The 15,176-nt window shown below is 56.2% G+C and carries 18 protein-coding genes and 1 tRNA gene; 8 read left to right on the plus strand and 11 right to left on the minus strand.

Annotated features, from left to right (window positions below; all coding sequences use genetic code 11):
• Positions 1-627: 627 nt before the first annotated feature.
• Positions 628-1,302: a TIGR04283 family arsenosugar biosynthesis glycosyltransferase gene (locus tag AC2FLB_RS03330; protein ID WP_496708611.1), complete on the minus strand. Its 675-nt coding sequence runs from the start codon at positions 1,300-1,302 to the stop codon at positions 628-630.
• A 73-nt stretch (positions 1,303-1,375) separates the two neighbouring features.
• On the opposite strand from AC2FLB_RS03330, the gene ygfZ reads away from it, so the two are divergent.
• Positions 1,376-2,113, plus strand: coding sequence for a CAF17-like 4Fe-4S cluster assembly/insertion protein YgfZ (ygfZ, locus tag AC2FLB_RS03335; protein ID WP_496708612.1), 738 nt, complete (start codon positions 1,376-1,378; stop codon positions 2,111-2,113).
• 106 nt (positions 2,114-2,219) lie between these two features.
• Positions 2,220-3,158 (plus strand): ABC transporter transmembrane domain-containing protein, encoded by a 939-nt coding sequence (locus AC2FLB_RS03340; RefSeq protein WP_142632924.1) that lies wholly within the window; start codon positions 2,220-2,222, stop codon positions 3,156-3,158.
• Between the two features lie 62 nt (positions 3,159-3,220).
• On the opposite strand, the gene efp is transcribed toward AC2FLB_RS03340, so the two are convergent.
• Positions 3,221-3,784 carry an elongation factor P gene (efp, locus tag AC2FLB_RS03345; protein WP_142632922.1) on the minus strand — a complete coding sequence of 188 codons (564 nt, stop codon included), beginning with the start codon at positions 3,782-3,784 and terminating at the stop codon, positions 3,221-3,223.
• 218 nt (positions 3,785-4,002) lie between these two features.
• Between efp and AC2FLB_RS03350 the strand changes: the two genes are divergently transcribed.
• Both AC2FLB_RS03350 and AC2FLB_RS03355 read left to right on the plus strand, forming a co-directional pair.
• On the plus strand, positions 4,003-4,323 hold the full coding sequence (locus AC2FLB_RS03350) for a DUF6280 family protein (protein WP_108785849.1): 321 nt from the start codon (positions 4,003-4,005) through the stop codon (positions 4,321-4,323).
• A gap of 204 nt (positions 4,324-4,527) precedes the next feature.
• The gene (locus AC2FLB_RS03355) at positions 4,528-5,985 is read left to right on the plus strand and encodes a cobyric acid synthase (protein ID WP_496708613.1); all 1,458 of its coding nucleotides are present in this window, start codon (positions 4,528-4,530) and stop codon (positions 5,983-5,985) included.
• Positions 5,986-5,988: 3 nt separating this feature from the next.
• On the opposite strand, the gene AC2FLB_RS03360 is transcribed toward AC2FLB_RS03355, so the two are convergent.
• From AC2FLB_RS03360 to AC2FLB_RS03370, 3 genes are all read right to left on the minus strand, one after another.
• Entirely contained in the window at positions 5,989-6,705 is a 717-nt protein-coding gene (locus AC2FLB_RS03360; protein WP_271947944.1) for a hypothetical protein, read from the minus strand.
• 75 nt (positions 6,706-6,780) lie between these two features.
• Positions 6,781-8,199: a TolC family outer membrane protein gene (locus AC2FLB_RS03365; RefSeq protein WP_496692410.1), complete on the minus strand. Its 1,419-nt coding sequence runs from the start codon at positions 8,197-8,199 to the stop codon at positions 6,781-6,783.
• A 95-nt stretch (positions 8,200-8,294) separates the two neighbouring features.
• Entirely contained in the window at positions 8,295-8,948 is a 654-nt protein-coding gene (locus tag AC2FLB_RS03370) for a protein-L-isoaspartate O-methyltransferase family protein (protein WP_496695971.1), read from the minus strand.
• Positions 8,949-9,176: 228 nt separating this feature from the next.
• On the opposite strand from AC2FLB_RS03370, the gene AC2FLB_RS03375 reads away from it, so the two are divergent.
• Positions 9,177-9,250 (plus strand) — tRNA-Cys (locus tag AC2FLB_RS03375).
• Between the two features lie 68 nt (positions 9,251-9,318).
• On the opposite strand, the gene AC2FLB_RS03380 is transcribed toward AC2FLB_RS03375, so the two are convergent.
• From AC2FLB_RS03380 to AC2FLB_RS03390, 3 genes are read right to left on the minus strand one after another with little or no spacing between them, the layout of a single operon-like run.
• A complete protein-coding gene (locus AC2FLB_RS03380) occupies positions 9,319-10,350 on the minus strand; it encodes a site-specific integrase (protein ID WP_496708614.1) in 1,032 nt (343 codons plus the stop codon).
• On the minus strand, positions 10,347-10,538 hold the full coding sequence (locus tag AC2FLB_RS03385) for a hypothetical protein (protein ID WP_014880562.1): 192 nt from the start codon (positions 10,536-10,538) through the stop codon (positions 10,347-10,349). Before AC2FLB_RS03385 ends, AC2FLB_RS03380 begins: the two co-directional genes overlap by 4 nt.
• Positions 10,539-10,562: 24 nt before the next feature.
• A complete protein-coding gene (locus tag AC2FLB_RS03390) occupies positions 10,563-10,757 on the minus strand; it encodes an Arc family DNA-binding protein (protein ID WP_014880563.1) in 195 nt (64 codons plus the stop codon).
• A gap of 84 nt (positions 10,758-10,841) precedes the next feature.
• On the opposite strand from AC2FLB_RS03390, the gene AC2FLB_RS03395 reads away from it, so the two are divergent.
• Positions 10,842-11,156, plus strand: a complete 315-nt coding sequence (locus AC2FLB_RS03395) for an Arc family DNA-binding protein (RefSeq protein ID WP_014880564.1) — start codon at positions 10,842-10,844, stop codon at positions 11,154-11,156.
• Between the two features lie 2 nt (positions 11,157-11,158).
• Here the strand turns inward: AC2FLB_RS03395 and AC2FLB_RS03400 are convergent, their stop codons facing one another.
• Positions 11,159-11,800: a hypothetical protein gene (locus AC2FLB_RS03400; protein ID WP_014880565.1), complete on the minus strand. Its 642-nt coding sequence runs from the start codon at positions 11,798-11,800 to the stop codon at positions 11,159-11,161.
• Between the two features lie 158 nt (positions 11,801-11,958).
• Between AC2FLB_RS03400 and AC2FLB_RS03405 the strand changes: the two genes are divergently transcribed.
• Together AC2FLB_RS03405 and AC2FLB_RS03410 are read left to right on the plus strand one after the other, a co-directional pair.
• Positions 11,959-12,171: a helix-turn-helix domain-containing protein gene (locus tag AC2FLB_RS03405; RefSeq protein ID WP_496708615.1), complete on the plus strand. Its 213-nt coding sequence runs from the start codon at positions 11,959-11,961 to the stop codon at positions 12,169-12,171.
• 2 nt (positions 12,172-12,173) lie between these two features.
• A complete protein-coding gene (locus AC2FLB_RS03410) occupies positions 12,174-12,374 on the plus strand; it encodes a hypothetical protein (protein ID WP_188671721.1) in 201 nt (66 codons plus the stop codon).
• A gap of 299 nt (positions 12,375-12,673) precedes the next feature.
• Here AC2FLB_RS03410 and AC2FLB_RS03415 read toward each other — a convergent pair whose 3' ends face one another.
• Together AC2FLB_RS03415 and AC2FLB_RS03420 are read right to left on the minus strand one after the other, a co-directional pair.
• On the minus strand, positions 12,674-13,852 hold the full coding sequence (locus AC2FLB_RS03415) for an acyl-CoA dehydrogenase family protein (RefSeq protein WP_496708616.1): 1,179 nt from the start codon (positions 13,850-13,852) through the stop codon (positions 12,674-12,676).
• A gap of 194 nt (positions 13,853-14,046) precedes the next feature.
• Complete coding sequence (locus AC2FLB_RS03420; RefSeq protein WP_496708617.1) at positions 14,047-15,066, minus strand: AraC family transcriptional regulator; 1,020 nt, start codon at positions 15,064-15,066, stop codon at positions 14,047-14,049.
• Positions 15,067-15,176 lie beyond the last annotated feature (110 nt).

The raw sequence follows: 15,176 nt of genomic DNA on the forward strand, positions 1-15,176 counted from the left end.
TGGGCGGGGTCGGCGCATTGGTTGCGGTGATGGCCGGGCTTTATACAGCGGACAGTTCCCGTCTGGACCGGCAGATTGACGTTGCCTATGCCGCAACACTTGCCTTTGACCGCGACGCCGCGCGGTTTCGATTGCGGTTCTGCGACCCAGCCTATGACAAGGATATCGGAGCGCTGTGCGAAAAAGTTGAGTTCCTTTCAGCCTCAACCGCAAGCAACGCTGACCTGCCCTTGTTTATTGCCGTAACAAACGAAGTCGCCCCTCTGAGGGGGCTACAATTCCTGTTTGGACGGCAGGCCCAGGAAGAGCGTGATGACATGCGCGCGATGACATCGAAGGTGCATTCATTCGACGTCGACCAGTTTCTGGTGTTCACAACGCTGGATGACCCGACACAGGAAGCTATCGACAATCTGCGCAGGAAAATTCCCGCAATCGCAGGCGACTATTTGATCTTGGCCCAAAGTTACGATGACCTTGTCACTCAAGTCGGCAAGCTTAAGGATGAATGGGAGTATTTGCGGGAAAACGGGCATATTCTGGTGCTTCAGATCATTGCGCTGTGCCTTGTCAGTTTCGCCGCCCCGTTCCGGCTGGGCAAATCCATTGTCGAACTCAGAACGACGCTTACTGCCGGTACGCCCGCGCCAACCGCTCGGGATCAGCGCCCAGAAGATAGCGGATCAGAGTCCACAGATTCCGACCACCACGACGCAACCACCCTGCCCGTTCATACCGGTCCGCGCTCGTAAAAGCGCGGGCGGACAACAGCGTGATGCGGCGCAACTCTTTGGCAAGCGCCACGTCTTCCATCAAGGGCTGGTCCGGGAAGCCGCCTGCATCTTGATATTCAGAACGCCGGACTAGCAAGCCCTGGTCACCATAGGGCAACCCAAAGATCCGGCTACGAAGATTGGCCCATCCGGCAACCCAGGATGGCGCAAAGCCTGCGGCCACAAAGGCCAGTCTGAACGCCGCAGGTCGCCCCGAGGGCAGATGATCCCGCACAACATTGCTCCACCCGTCCTGCAAAACCGTATCCGCATGAAGTACCAACAGCCAATCGGCTTTGGCGGCTGCACAGCCACGGCGCAGCTGCCCCCCGCGCGAGGCTTCTCCGGTCACGATCCTGGCCCCGGCATTCTCGGCGATTTCATGGGTTTTGTCGGTAGAGCCTGCGTCCGACACAATCAATTCGTGGATCAACCCTGCGCGCAGCCCCTCCATCAGCGCTCCAAGTGTAGCAGGCAAGGTTTCGGCCGCGTTCAGGGTTGGAATTACAATACTGATCGGTGCCGGCACGTCGGATATCCTCTGGTCTTATGAGCGACTTCTCATATATCACGAGCACCATGGAAAAGACGAGGACTCTGCCATGCCCAATCGCCGCATTCTGCGCCTAACTGGCACCGACGTTAACAGCTTCTTGCAGGGGCTGGTGACCAATGACATTGCCGGGCTTGATCGGGGTCTGGTCTATACGGCGCTGCTGACCCCGCAGGGCAAGTATCTGGCCGATTTCTTTCTAAAACGCGAGGGTGACGATATCTTGCTGGACGTCGCCGAGGTTATTGCCGACGGGTTGATCAAACGTCTGAGCATGTACAAGCTGCGCGCCGACCTAACGATCGAAGCCAGCGGCCTGAATCTGCAACGCGGCACTGGCCTGGCACCCGATGGGGCCCTGCCCGATCCGCGCCATTCAGATATGGGCTGGCGCGCATATACCGAAGATGCGGAAAGCGAGGACGGAACCGATTGGAACGCGATCCGCGTGCTCCATTGCATTCCCGAAACCGGAATCGAACTGACCGAAGACAGTTATATTCTGGAATCAGGGTTCGAGTTACTGAACGGCGTTGATTTCAAAAAAGGGTGTTATGTCGGTCAGGAAGTGACCGCGCGCATGAAACACAAGACCGAGCTGCGTAAAGGGCTGCGCACGGTACTTGTCGCAGGCACCACGCCTGTCGGAACCGAAATAGCTGCTGACGGGAAATCCGTGGGGCGCCTGTTTACCCAAGCGGATGGCCAGGGGATCGCATATCTCAGGCTCGACAGGGCCAAGAGCGATATGCAGGCGGGCGACGCGACCGTGCGCCTGACGGAATGAAATTTCTCGAATACAGCCTGGCCATGGCCCCGCCAGCCCCGGAACCATTTGATCCGCCCAGCACAGGCTGCCAAACTAGGTTTGGTTCAGTGATCCGGGTGAGTTGATGTTTCGTCTGTATAAAGCAATTTGGCGTGCCAGTTCCGCCCGGCAGATCATCCTTATCATCCTGTCTATTGCGGTTGCCGCTCTGGCAGCGGTCCCGCTGGAGTTTCAGCGCGATATCATCAACCACCTGACCTCGGACGATGTATCTGTGGACCGGATGATCCTGCTTGGTGCGGGCATGATGGTGGTTATCTTGCTGAGCCTGGGGCTGAAATGGCTGCTCGGCTATCGGGCGGGAACACTGGGCGAGGATATGATCCGCCTGATCCGGCAAAGGCTGCTGGTCCGGTCCGCCGATCTGGATGAAACCGGCGAGACCATGCGCAAGGGGACCATGACTACCGCCATTTCTGCCGAAGCAGAAGAGCTGGGTAAATTCGCAGGCGGTGCCTTTTCCGACCCCGTGGTCCAAATCGGCACTCTGATCAGCGTGATTGGCTATATCTCGTCTACACAGCCGGGGCTGGGTTTGATCGCTTTTTCAATGGTCGCGCCGCAGATCATCATCGTTCTGGTTTCGCAACGCAAAGTGAACGTCTTTGTCGCCGAACGCGTTCGTATCCTGCGCCGTGCCACCGACAGTTTGACAGCAGAAAAGATTGACGCGGCCGCGCACGAGATCGAAGCGGAATTCGACAAAATCTACGAAACTCGCCGAAAGATGTTCATCTGGAAGCTCTCGGCCAAATTCCTTCTAAGCGTGATCAACGGCGCCGGGACGGTTGGGGTTCTGATGCTGGGTGGCTGGCTTGTCCTTCAGGGCAGAACCGATGTCGGCACAGTTGTTGCCGCCACCAGTGGGCTCAGCCGTATTCAAGGCCCCACGGCCTTTCTGATCGCCTATTATCGCCAGGTCAGCGCAAATCGGATCAAATTCGAACTGATGCTCGAACTATTTGGCCCGAACCCCGAGAAATACCGGCGCGTCAAAGAGTGAAAACAAAAGAACCGCGCAGCGCAGGCTGTCGCGGTTCTCGGTGTCTTGAAGCAGAAGTGCAGTTAGGCGCGTTCCGAATAGTCCATGGTTTCAGTATTCACCACGATCATTTCATCTTGGCCCACAAACGGTGGCACCATGACTTTTACACCATTGTCCAGGACGGCCGGTTTGAACGAGTTCGCAGCAGTCTGACCTTTGACCACAGGCTCGGTCTCGACGATCTTGCACGTCACTTTCTGTGGCAGTTTGGCGTTCAGTGCCTCACTTTCGTAAAATTCTACGACGATAGTCATGCCGTCCTGCAGAAACGGGCGGCGATCACCCAACAGATCAGCGGACAGTTCGATCTGCTCATAGGTCTCGGAATCCATGAACACCAACATGCCGTCGGATTCGTATAGAAACTGCTGGTCTTTCTGTTCCAGGCGAACACGCTCGACCTTGTCAGCTGAGCGGAAACGTTCGTTCAGTTTGGAACCATTGCGCAGATTGCGCAGTTCGACCTGTGCAAAAGCCCCGCCTTTACCGGGCTTTACATGATCAACTTTGACAGCGGCCCATAGCCCATCGTTATGCTCAAGCACATTGCCGGGGCGAATTTCGTTCCCATTTATCTTGGGCATTACATAAATCCTTCACAAACGGTTGATGCGTCAGTCGCGCACCCTATATCTGGCGTGGCCGCACCTGACAAGACAACGACACCTTGTGCTGCAGCCGCAGCAAGCTATGCGCGTGACGCAACGCAACTATGCACATTAGGTGTATCCGAATCGCACTTAATAGGTCATAAGAACCGTCACGCCGAAAATGCAAGAGCAAGAACAACAAGGAAGACGAGATGAGAGATTTCGTTGACGGCACCGCCTTTAACAATGAGCAAGGCAACCGTGCTCGTAAACTTTTCGCAGCTGTCGTTTTGGCTGCGCTGGATGATGCTATTGCCGACGACAAAAAGTATGGCAATGGCCCAGAACAGATCGCCCGCTGGGCACGCTCGCGCGATGGGCGCGAAGTGCTGTCTTGTGCGGGTATCGACCCAAATGAACGGGTTGTCAGCGGATTGATGGATTTCGTTGGTCGCGGTGTGCGTACTTCGGTCGCTCTTTCGCGCGAAGAAAGCGAGCGCCGCAACGCCGCCCAACAGGCCGAAGCCGCCTGATCACAGACACGAGTCTGTTTGAAAAAACGCGCCTCCTATTGATGGAGGCGTGTTTTTTTGTTGCATAGACCCCGAATATGAATTCCGGTGCGAAACTGCGCCCTCACCCGATGACTGAAAAATGATGACAATGCCACGTCATCCGGGGCTTTCCCTTCACCGTTAAATCAGGTCATCTGCGCGTTAGCTTACAGGAGACTCGGCATGGTTCGCGCCATCATGATTCAGGGCACAGGCAGCAATGTTGGAAAATCGGTTCTGGTGGCCGGATTGGCACGCGCCTATACGCGCCGAGGCCTGCGGGTTGCGCCGTTCAAACCGCAGAACATGTCGAATAACGCCGCAGTAACCGAAAATGGTGGCGAGATCGGGCGCGCGCAAGCCCTACAGGCGTTGGCGGCACGACGCGCCACACATACGGATATGAACCCGGTCCTTTTGAAGCCTGAAACAGATACAGGCGCGCAGATCATCATTCAGGGCAAACGCGCCGGAACGATGCAGGCTGGCGATTACCGCAAGGATAAATCCAAGCTGATGACAGCCGCGCGCCAGAGTTTTGACCGGCTCTGCACCGACGCTGATCTGGTGTTGGTTGAAGGGGCCGGAAGCCCGGCCGAGACCAACCTGCGTCAGGGTGATATTGCCAATATGGGCTTCGCCTGCGCCGCGGGTGTGCCGGTCGTACTTGTCGGCGATATTCACCGAGGTGGGGTAATTGCTCAGATCGTCGGGACTCAGGCCGTGCTGGATGCTGGCGATCTGGCAATGATCCGAGGCTTTGCCATCAATCGCTTTAAGGGCGATGTATCCCTTTTCGACGAAGGTCGGGATGACATCGCCGCTCGAACAGGCTGGGCCTGTATCGGTGTTGTGCCCTGGTTCGACGATGCCTGGAAGCTGCCAGCCGAAGATATGATGGATATCCGGTCGCACAGTGGCGGTTCCTGCAAGGTTGCAGTCCCTCAGTTGGAACGGATGGCCAATTTTGATGATCTTGATCCGCTATCGGCAGAACCCGGCATCACGGTCGAGATCGTGCCCGCTGGCCGCGCGCTGCCCGGCGATGCGGATTTGGTCCTGCTTCCCGGAAGCAAATCAACCATTGGCGATTTGGCTTACTTTCGTGCGCAGGGCTGGGATATCGACCTTTATGCCCATGTGCGACGTGGCGGTCACGTGTTGGGATTATGCGGTGGCTACCAAATGCTAGGTAACACCATTGCTGATCCCGATGGTGTGGACGGGCGGCCAGGTACAGTCGATGGATTGGGGCTGTTGGATGTGGATACCGTTATGGTCGGCGAGAAAAAGGTGACCCTGCGGACTGCACGCGCCCTGCCGGGGCACCAACCGCTAACCGGATATGAGATCCATATGGGCCGCACCGAAGGCAATGATTGCACCCGCGCCTGGCTGGAGGTCGAGGGCCGCCCGGAGGGCGCAACTGATCGGACTGGCCGGATACGCGGAAGCTACCTACACGGTATATTCTCATCCGATCAATTTCGGGCCGACTACCTACAGCTTTTAGGAGTCTCTTCCACCCTGCACTATGAGGACGGTGTCGAAGATACGCTTGATCGTCTGGCCGACCATCTGGAACGACATATGGATCTGGATCGCTTGCTGGAACTGGCTGAAACGCCGATTAAAGGCTGACTTTCACTCGGCTTTTTGCTCGGCCAACGCACGGTAGATCTCGCGGCGAACCATTTTTCGAACGTTCCGCGTAATGCGTTCACCCAGTACGCCCTGCAGTTCTTCACGAACAACCTGCGCAATCAAAGAGCGCAAGCCATCGTCATCAAGCCGGGACATGGCAGCATCTGCTTCTGAACCTGTTGTATCCGCGGCAGCCGATACCTCTGGGTCCCGTACAAACACTGCCTTTTCAACAGTCTCAGTCTCTGCATCTGGGGCTTCGTCTTGGGGTTGCCATTCCAACGGTTGATTTGGCGTTCCTGAATAGGCATCTACGCTGTCACCGTCGGGCTCCCACTGATCTTCGGTCCTGGCGATCGCGGCTTCCAGCGCCTCAATTTTGGCACTTAGACTTTTGGCTATGCCCTCTTCCGCAACTGGATCAGGTGAATGCTCTGTAGCCGACTCCGCTTCATCACCCGCAACAACATCGCAGGCGCGCAAAAGCATCGGTTTCACCGATTTTTCAGCGCTGTACTCAGCATCCAGCTTGAAAGGCTGCGTCTCGACACCTGTTTGCTCGCCAACCCTGAGCGCATCAGTCAGAACAAGCCGCCCTGGCTTTCGCTCTGACTTGGAACGCACCAGATCGGGAACTTTTCGACCTTCTTCGCTGACCAGCCGCTTGACCGATGACAGTACGTCTTCGATCCCGGAGTTCACGACATTGTCTGTCATTGTTTTCTACCGCTCTAACCTCAGGTCCGAGTGTAGCCAAACAATGCAGACCTCACAACAGGCAGTATTGGGTGTTTAGTCCCGACGCAGTGCTTTCAGGACCCGATCCAGATCTTTGCTCTGCTTGCTGACCTGCGCGGGGGCTTTCTTCACCAGATTATAGTAAAGGGTCGGATCGTAAATCTGAACCGCCAGACCCAAACGCTCGGCCGTGAGCAAACCTTGGGCCTGCAGCAACTGATAAGCCGCCAGAGATCGCTCGGTTCTGGAAGCAATTTCGGCAAGCTGCGCGTCCAGCAAATCCTGCTGAGCAGCCAGCACGTCCAGAGTGGTCCGCGCACCCAAAGTTGCCTCTTCGCGGATACCATCAAACGCAACTTCCGAGGCGCGTACACGTTCCGAAGAGGCCCTCAGGCTTGCGCTTGCAGTTTGAAACCGAACATAGGCATCAGACACACCCTGCGTAATGTTCTTTTGCACATTCAGCAGATTGGCACGTGACCCATCCCGCGAGGCCATTGCGCGGCGCACGCTTGCCGCGAGTCGACCACCCGCATAGATCGGCTGGCTGAAGTTCAGCGAGATACTCGCATCATTCACATAATCGTCGTCATCATAGCTCTCGGTGACGCCCGCATCAGCGTTCAGGCTGACATTCGGACCCAGGCCCGCGCGCTGCTGCTGCACGACCAGATCAAGGGCGCGCACCTGATGCTGGGCGGACAGAATGGATGGGTGATTGCGTTGGGCCAGGCTGACGGCCTCGCTCTGGGACCGGGGCAAGTTTGGCAGGCTGGGCTGACCAGCAGTACGGCCCGGCAGTTTGCCAACTGCGTTCACATATTCCGCCTGAGCAGTGCTCAGATCGCCGCGCGCATTCGCCAGATCGGCCTGCGAGCTTGCAAGCTGAGCCTGAGACAATGCGACGTCTGTGCGGGTAACTTCCCCAACTTCGAAACGATCCTGCGAGGCGCGAAGCTCTTCTGCGGACAGTTCAACGTTGTTTTGACGAATCGATACGGTCTCTTCCTGCAGCAGAACACTCAGGTAAGCGGTCGCCGCGCGGAATAGGACCTGCTGTTCGATATCGATCAGCGCCTGCCGGGTCGACAGCACCGTTTCCTGCGCTGATTGCTTGCCCAGAATCGAGGCTCCGCCATCGTATAAAAGCTGGCTCAGCGTCAGGCCCGAGAAGAAGTTCGAAGGATCAACACTGTTCGTAACACCACTGTTTCTGCTGCGCGTATAGTCTTGGCTAACCGCGACGGTCCAGTTGATAATAGGGCGCAAAGCCGACAGCGCGATCGCCACATCCTCGTCCGCAGCCCGCAGCAGCGCCCGGTTCTGTTCCAGCAAACCGCTGGTATTATAAGCTCCGATGAACGCATCGGTCAGGTTATCGGCCCAAACCGCCTTACCGGGCAACGTGCCCAGAGCAATACCCGCAGTCACTGCCAGAGTCCTGACCAGCTTGCCTCCTGCTGCAAAACGCATGGCGAAATCCTCTCAAATCAAAATAACGCAGCCCTCAGGGCAGTTTGCGTCTTTGTGTTGAACTAATCAAGGCAGCAGATAAATCTGCCCGCCGACTATAGCGAAAATGCACTCTCGGCCGAGAAAGCCTTCAGAACAGGTGCACTGGCGTTGAATGCCTGGCGCCAGGTAACGCGATCGCCTGATTTGTGGCCTATACGGACTGTCCCAAGATCACCTTCCATGAACAGGCAGGCGATACGCCCATGATCCTTAAGCTGGTCAATCAATGCAGACGGAACCTCTTCTACGCCGCCTTGGATCATGACCACGTCATAAGGCCCATGCTCGGCAGCGCCCTCATCCAGCGGCCCCACGTGAACGACCACATTATCCGCGTCAGCCTCCATCAGCAGCGTTTGCGCTTCGGCAGCTAGCGCTTCATCCGCTTCCACTGCTACGACCAACTGCGCCATATGGGCTGCAACAGCCGTCGAATATCCCAGCGCCGGAGCAATATCCAGAACAACCTCATCATTGGTAATGTTCAGCACATCCAGCATCTTGGCCAGTGTTCTCGGTTCCAGAATGCAGCGTCCAGCCTCAAGTTCTATCAAACTCTCGACATAGGCGGCTTCGCGTTGCGCGTCTGGCACAAAATTCTCGCGCTTGACGGACAGCATGGCATCAATGATCGGGAACTTGGTAACGTCCGAAGGCCGGACCTGCGTATCGACCATGGTGCGGCGGCGGGCTGCGAAATCTGTCATTGGATCGCTCATTCATTTCCCAAGGTTGCTTGGCTTGTGCCACATCCCGGGCAAACCAGCAACGGCCCGCAAGTGGAAACTTTCGTCTGTCGTGAAGATTTTAGAGTGATCCGATTGGGTGAACCAATTTTCAGTTCCTCAAATTTAGACCGAACCCACTGGACGCCCCGGATTAAAGCTGCTAAAACGCCTGTCACACCACGGCAAGTATTTGATATTACTTGAAAAGGCGAGTTGGCGGAGTGGTGACGCAGCGGATTGCAAATCCGTGTACACCGGTTCGATTCCGGTACTCGCCTCCAATAAAATCAATGACTTGCGTCATCCTAACTCTCCTTCACTGCCATTTTTGAAACAATCGTTGAAACTTTCACGTTTCGGTCTTGCTTCGTTCCATTTGGTTTCTTGCCTCTTGAGCGCGCTTCGCGAGCTCTCTTTGCCGGATCGGCCCACCGTACTTTTTCAGCATCTCAACGCCTGAGTGACCTGTGACAGCCTTGACCATCTCGTCATCACATCCTGCCAGATACAGCTCGATCGTCGCGTTTTTCCTTAGCCCGTGCGTTTTGTAGTAGCTCGCCTTCTCGTGCTTCATCTTCCTTTTGATGGTACGCATTTCCTCGGCAACGATACGGTAGCTCACTGGTCGACCCTTCGCGTCGGTCACAACAGTGCCGTCTGTTCGCGCGATGCCTTCGAGATGGGTTTTCAGTCGGTCGGTAAGCGGGATCCACAACGGCTTGTCGGTTTTACCCTGCGTAAAATCGAAACCTTCATCGGAAAAGTGCTCCCACTTCATCTTCACGACATCGCCAATGCGTTGGCCTGTACCAACGCAAAGCTCGTAAACCAGCCGCGCCCTCTTTGAAGCCAGCGCTTCGAACTCGGCACGAACATCGTCTGGCCAAGGCTCCCAGCCGTCGCTCTGCTGCTTAAAGAGCGGGATGCCCTTCGCCGGGTTGCCATGCTCTTTCTTGATAAAGCCAATCAATCGCGCGTGGTTCATCAAGACGACCATGACCTGAACGAGATAGTTGGCTTGCCTCCAATGATCCGCATTGGCGCGGTGCAGTTCGTAAATGTGATGGGTTTCGATCCTGGCCGGGTCTTTCTCGGCCCAGATCTCACGAATGTGGCTGATGTACCGCCGATAGTCGGATCTCGTCCGGGGCTTCAGCTTCTTGTAGGCGTCACTCTCGTAGTAGCTAAGAATCAGCGCTTCAAAATTGCGCCTCACCGGCGCAGGCGCTGGCTTTCCCTTCAGCAGTCGATTGTAGTGATCCCAAAATTCCGGCGTGCCCGCTTCCTCGTGCATCATGACGGAGATACCACGCGACCGCCGGATGAACCGAAGGTATCCTCCGTCATTGTAGACGTATTTTGGCAGGCTCTTGCGGGTCATTCGCCCATTCTCAAATCACTATTGAGGAAGTCGTCTACTGCCTCGGCCGCCACCATGTTGGCGTCAACGATGACGCTGCCATCGGGTTTGATCTCGAACTTCGCGCGTTGCCAACCTGCCTCCCGCGCCTCGCGGATAAAGGCCGAGGCCGCTTGTTTCGCTTTCGTCTGTGCACTTGCTTTGGTCATAGTACCAACACCTCTCTCACTGGGTTAACAACGCGCATTATCGACCTGATCCATAATGATATTTCCAATTGCTCCAGGTGTAGAGCGCCTGTCCTTTGCCGCGCGAATGGCGCGGATCACTTCAGAATTCTGGGAGTTGCCGTTGCGATCGGACTCCGCCTTGATCCACTCTTTGAGCTCTTGCGGAAGCCGAAGCTGCATTGGTTTACGACTGTTCATGAAACGCCTCCAGGTTGAAACCACAACCTGTTAGTGGCACTTAGCCACTATTGCGTCAATCGAATTTTATGGCACAGTGCCACCATGTCAGAACAAGGTGCTCAAAATCAGGACAAGTTCATCGTGCGGCTGCCGGACGGCCTGCGCGATCGTATACGCCTCGCAGCCGAGGCCAACCACCGCAGTATGAATGCTGAGGTCGTTGCCCTACTCGAAGAAAACTATCCGGCCCCAGTGCCGGAAAAACTGGAAGACCCCGCCGCGCGGCTGCTCTTCTGGCTCGCCAAACGCATCCGCCGAAGAAACCCGAAGCCAGGCTCCTCCAGAGACAAGCAAGCCGCTCTCTATGAACGCATTGCGGGTGATATCGCGGAACGCATGAAAGATATCGGGGAATAGCCCTAATAGGCCACCCACTCATATCCGCGGTTGCCTGCGTGATCTTCCCATTCGACACCGACCCCGCGACGCCAGCTTGACGACGAACAGCGCCGTGACGGCAGAACCCATTGCGGGGCGGCCGCTGGTGTCGTGCGTTGCCAGCCAAATTCGCCTTGTGTGCCGTAGGTCCCGAGGCGCATGTTATAACTCTCAGAACAATCATCGTCGCGGCCACGTTCGCGATGGCTGTAGTGCCGAACATCCCAAACACGGATCGAGCGCACAAAATCGAATTCCAGACCACTGATGTCGATATCGGCACCGTCTTCGACCACCTGTGCCAGAATGATGTGGCCGAGCATTTGACCATTTTGGTTGCTGGCCTCCCAGACTTTAGGATCAATACTTTGCAACGGCGCGCGCTCAGAAACACCCATCGGGCAGCGCCAGATTTGCAACGGCGGCTCAATCGGCCAGGGCGTGATCCGACGGATAAACACGGCGCGGGCATGGGCACATTCTGCTGACGCGGGCCACCCACCAGCCAGGCAAAGCAGAATGGCGCAGTCAACCTGATAGGCTTTTGCCGCTTGTGGAGCCACGGTTGAAAGCAAAGCCAAGGCAACTCCGGCAGTCCAATTCCTGATAAGTTTGCACCGCATATCAATAAATACCTTTTGATTACATTACTTCATTATTGATACACTAGCTCCAACCTCAACCTTCACACCATATGCGAGCATAGGGTTTATGATGTTCGCGCGCGTTTTGTGGAATATATTCCGTAGAGCGGTTCTTGTGATCTGGCCGAATACAGGCCATGAAATTACGGGAACAAGTAGGGTTAAATATCCGGAATCTAAGAAATTCCAGAGGGTTGAGCCAAGAACAAATAGCATTAGCTGCCGACCTGGATCGTAGCTACATCAGCGAGATCGAACTCGCGAAATTCTCAGCATCGATCGATGTTCTGGAGCGGATTGCCCATGCTCTCGACATCGCTCCCAAGGTACTGTTTAACGAGAGGGGCTAGTTTTGCCCGAACTTGAGAGTGTTCGCACGACGGCCGAAGCCATCGGTCGCATTACGTGTATCAAGACTGGCGAAGAAATCGGTCTGCTGTATCAGTGGGATAACGGCGACACGCAGGCCGCGTTGCACGAAGACGGCCTGCTTCGATCGACAATCTGCCCAGAGCGACATGAAGTACCGGACCTTGGTGCAAATCGGGGCTAAGGGCCGGAATGAGCCCATTCTGTGAGTTTGATTTTCTCGCTGCGCGTTCGCAGCACATATTTTGCCGCACGCATCATCTATAGTACGACATTGCAGCAAGAAGAGCTGCCATTCGCGCCAGGCGCAGCGAGATTTCTTCAGGCAAGAAATGAGCGGTGGGACAAAGGGTGAATTCGCTGCGTTTGCACCAAGGTCTGCAATCTCGAGTGACCGGCCGCAAATGTGCGGCCGGTATTTCGATTTTACCTATTTCTGAGGAGATTTTCAGGTCGGCTCCACCTCTCCGGGAGCTGGGATGTTCAGCCGGTTTCACCGAATCCTTTCGGTACTGGTAGATCAGGCAAGGTCACCGCACGTTTTTGCAGGGCCCGCCCGATGACCACGCGGCTGATTTCCGTCGTCCCGTCCACGATCCGCAGCATTTGTGCAAGACGGGACAAACGGTCCAAACCATAAGGCTGCAACAGCCCCATGCCGCCCAGCACTTGCGTACAAGTATTTGCAGCCTTCACTGCGGCATCTGGCACAAACCGTTTGGCATGGGCGGCCATCAGTGGGCCTTCGGGCGTGCCAAGGACCTCTGCCGCCTTGCGGTACAGCAGTTTCGAGGCTTCAAGATCGGTTGCAACCTCGCCCAGCATCCACTGGATCCCGTCCAGATCGAGATTCTTGCCACCAAACATCTTGCGGTTCTTGGAATAGGACAGCGCCGTATCCAGGGCCGACTGCATCAATCCACAGCAACCCGATGCGATTGAGACGCGGGCGATGTCGATCGCCATGAGCGAACCTTGCAGACCCTGACCGATTGGCAGGATGATGTTGTCTTCACTGACCACGACCTTGTCCATGCACATCTCGGACATAGGCAGGAAGTTGTAGGATGGCGTGTCATACATCGGGCCGAAGCTCAGGCCCGGAGCATCAGCGGGAATAGCGATCATCGCCATGTCTTTGTGGCCGGGTGCGTCACTGGTTTTGACCACGGTGAAATAGATATCAGCCTCGGTCGCCAAGCTGACCCATGCCTTCGCACCGCTGATCGTCCAAGTGCCGTCATCATTGATCACAGCCCGCGAATACATGTTTGTTGCGTCCGACCCCGATTGCGGTTCGGTCAGTGCAAAGTTCGCCAGCTTGCGGCCAGAGGTCAGATCCCGCGCCCATTTTTCCTTGAAGGCATCTGTGCCATAACCGCAGCCCGCGAAGGTGCAGATGTTATGCATCGACAGGGCAAAGGCATAGGCACCATCGCCCAGTCCCAGTTGTTCGTAGACCTGAATGCCTTCTGAAAGGGGCAAGCCTTGGCCGCCAAACTCTTCGGGGGCGTAGAGCCCCGTCAGGCCAGCGGCCCCGGCTTTGTCCGACGCATCACGGGGCCATGTCTTCGCGGCGTTCCAGGCGTCCACATTGGGCAGGATGACCTGCTCGGCGTGGTCGCGTGCGGCTTGGAGTATGGTGGCGAGTTTGTCTGACATTGGTCGGTCCTTTTGTGAGCGGCTATTTTCACATGACGCCACACTTCAGAACCTGCTGAGCAGGCAGCGGGTTAAGCTTCTAGAGGAGAACCAGGTGAGAACGCCATGTATTGCGCAAGATTTAGCAGGAGAAACTTCTTCGCTCTATCTCGCGTGGTGACAGGGTATTGTCCAAAAGTGACAAAAAGTGCGTCTCAGATATTCGTCCTGCGATACGAACTGGGGGTGCTGCCGGTCCAGCGTTGAAAGGCCCGGTGAAAGTTGGCAGCTGAAGAAAAGCCGACATCATGTGCGATGGCCTCGACGCTTTTGCGTCCCGCCTGCAGGTCGCGGATCGCGATGTCGCGCCGCAGGGCATCCTTGATCGCCTGAAACGAGGTCCCATCCGCTTGTAACCTGCGGATCAGGGTGCGCGGGGTCATGTGCATTGCGGATGCTGTCTGGGTCAGGGTCGCCGCGTCCCATCCCGTTTGGCCCAGATAAGTGCGCACCCGCAGCGATTGGGTGTGCTCGCGCGAAGAGGTGAAAATCCAGTCCCGGGGCGCGTTTTGCAAAAACCGGTCAAGATCAGATGTGCTACGCGCTTGCACAGGGCCCAGAGCGTTCGGGGAGAAGGAGATCGCAGTGGCGGGTTGGCCAAACTGAAAGGGTGCGGGAAAGATAATCGCGTAATCCTGATTAAAGTCCGGGCGATCAAACGCGAAATCAACGGCTTTAACCGGAACCTCATGCCCTGCCAGCCAAGACATGAGCCCGTGGGCAAGTTTGAGGATCAGCATGTGGCCAAACCGTTGTACAGGTGCATCTGTTTGCGGGTTCAGGCTCAGTGTGAGGGCGCTGTCAGTGTCATCCAGATCAAACTGATAGTCATCCAGCAGCAAATTCCAGAAGGTCGAAAACCGGTAAAGTGCAGATGGCAAGGATGTGGCTTCGCGCACTGTCGTCAGAAGGTGTTGCAGGGCACGCGGTCGCACGGGTCTGCTCCAAAGCCCCATCATCTCATCACCGGTCTCAACTGCGGCAAGTTGATAGAGGCAAACGATCTGATCCAGCGTGACGCGACCATTCGGCGAGCGCGTATCCGCGTTCAGACCGGACCGGCCAAGCAGCGACGCCATCTGCGCCTCTGGGCACAGGGCGTGCAGCGCCACCAGCCAGTCATCGACAAACTGGCTGGAAACGGTGGAGAGGATCGTTGGTGTGACATTGGTCATAACGCCTCAGGAGGTATCACCAATTCCGGGTGACATGAAATGCGGCACATGCAGATGGCGACCTTCGCAGATGACAGAATGTCAATGTCCGAACCAGATAACGCTCTGCT

The organism is Ruegeria sp. CDSA236 (genome assembly GCF_059611285.1).

Coding starts and splice junctions, on each gene's coding strand:
- AC2FLB_RS03350 (WP_108785849.1), top strand. CDS start 4,003: ATGAGAGATTTCGTTGACGGCACCGCCTTTAACAATGAGCAAGGCAAC.
- AC2FLB_RS03395 (WP_014880564.1), top strand. CDS start 10,842: ATGTCAGAACAAGGTGCTCAAAATCAGGACAAGTTCATCGTGCGGCTG.
- AC2FLB_RS03360 (WP_271947944.1), bottom strand. CDS start 6,705: ATGACAGACAATGTCGTGAACTCCGGGATCGAAGACGTACTGTCATCG.
- AC2FLB_RS03365 (WP_496692410.1), bottom strand. CDS start 8,199: ATGCGTTTTGCAGCAGGAGGCAAGCTGGTCAGGACTCTGGCAGTGACT.
- AC2FLB_RS03420 (WP_496708617.1), bottom strand. CDS start 15,066: ATGACCAATGTCACACCAACGATCCTCTCCACCGTTTCCAGCCAGTTT.
- ygfZ (WP_496708612.1), top strand. CDS start 1,376: ATGCCCAATCGCCGCATTCTGCGCCTAACTGGCACCGACGTTAACAGC.
- AC2FLB_RS03405 (WP_496708615.1), top strand. CDS start 11,959: ATGAAATTACGGGAACAAGTAGGGTTAAATATCCGGAATCTAAGAAAT.
- efp (WP_142632922.1), bottom strand. CDS start 3,784: ATGCCCAAGATAAATGGGAACGAAATTCGCCCCGGCAATGTGCTTGAG.
- AC2FLB_RS03380 (WP_496708614.1), bottom strand. CDS start 10,350: ATGACCCGCAAGAGCCTGCCAAAATACGTCTACAATGACGGAGGATAC.
- AC2FLB_RS03385 (WP_014880562.1), bottom strand. CDS start 10,538: ATGACCAAAGCAAGTGCACAGACGAAAGCGAAACAAGCGGCCTCGGCC.
- AC2FLB_RS03370 (WP_496695971.1), bottom strand. CDS start 8,948: ATGACAGATTTCGCAGCCCGCCGCCGCACCATGGTCGATACGCAGGTC.
- AC2FLB_RS03340 (WP_142632924.1), top strand. CDS start 2,220: ATGTTTCGTCTGTATAAAGCAATTTGGCGTGCCAGTTCCGCCCGGCAG.
- AC2FLB_RS03390 (WP_014880563.1), bottom strand. CDS start 10,757: ATGAACAGTCGTAAACCAATGCAGCTTCGGCTTCCGCAAGAGCTCAAA.
- AC2FLB_RS03400 (WP_014880565.1), bottom strand. CDS start 11,800: ATGCGGTGCAAACTTATCAGGAATTGGACTGCCGGAGTTGCCTTGGCT.
- AC2FLB_RS03355 (WP_496708613.1), top strand. CDS start 4,528: ATGGTTCGCGCCATCATGATTCAGGGCACAGGCAGCAATGTTGGAAAA.
- AC2FLB_RS03415 (WP_496708616.1), bottom strand. CDS start 13,852: ATGTCAGACAAACTCGCCACCATACTCCAAGCCGCACGCGACCACGCC.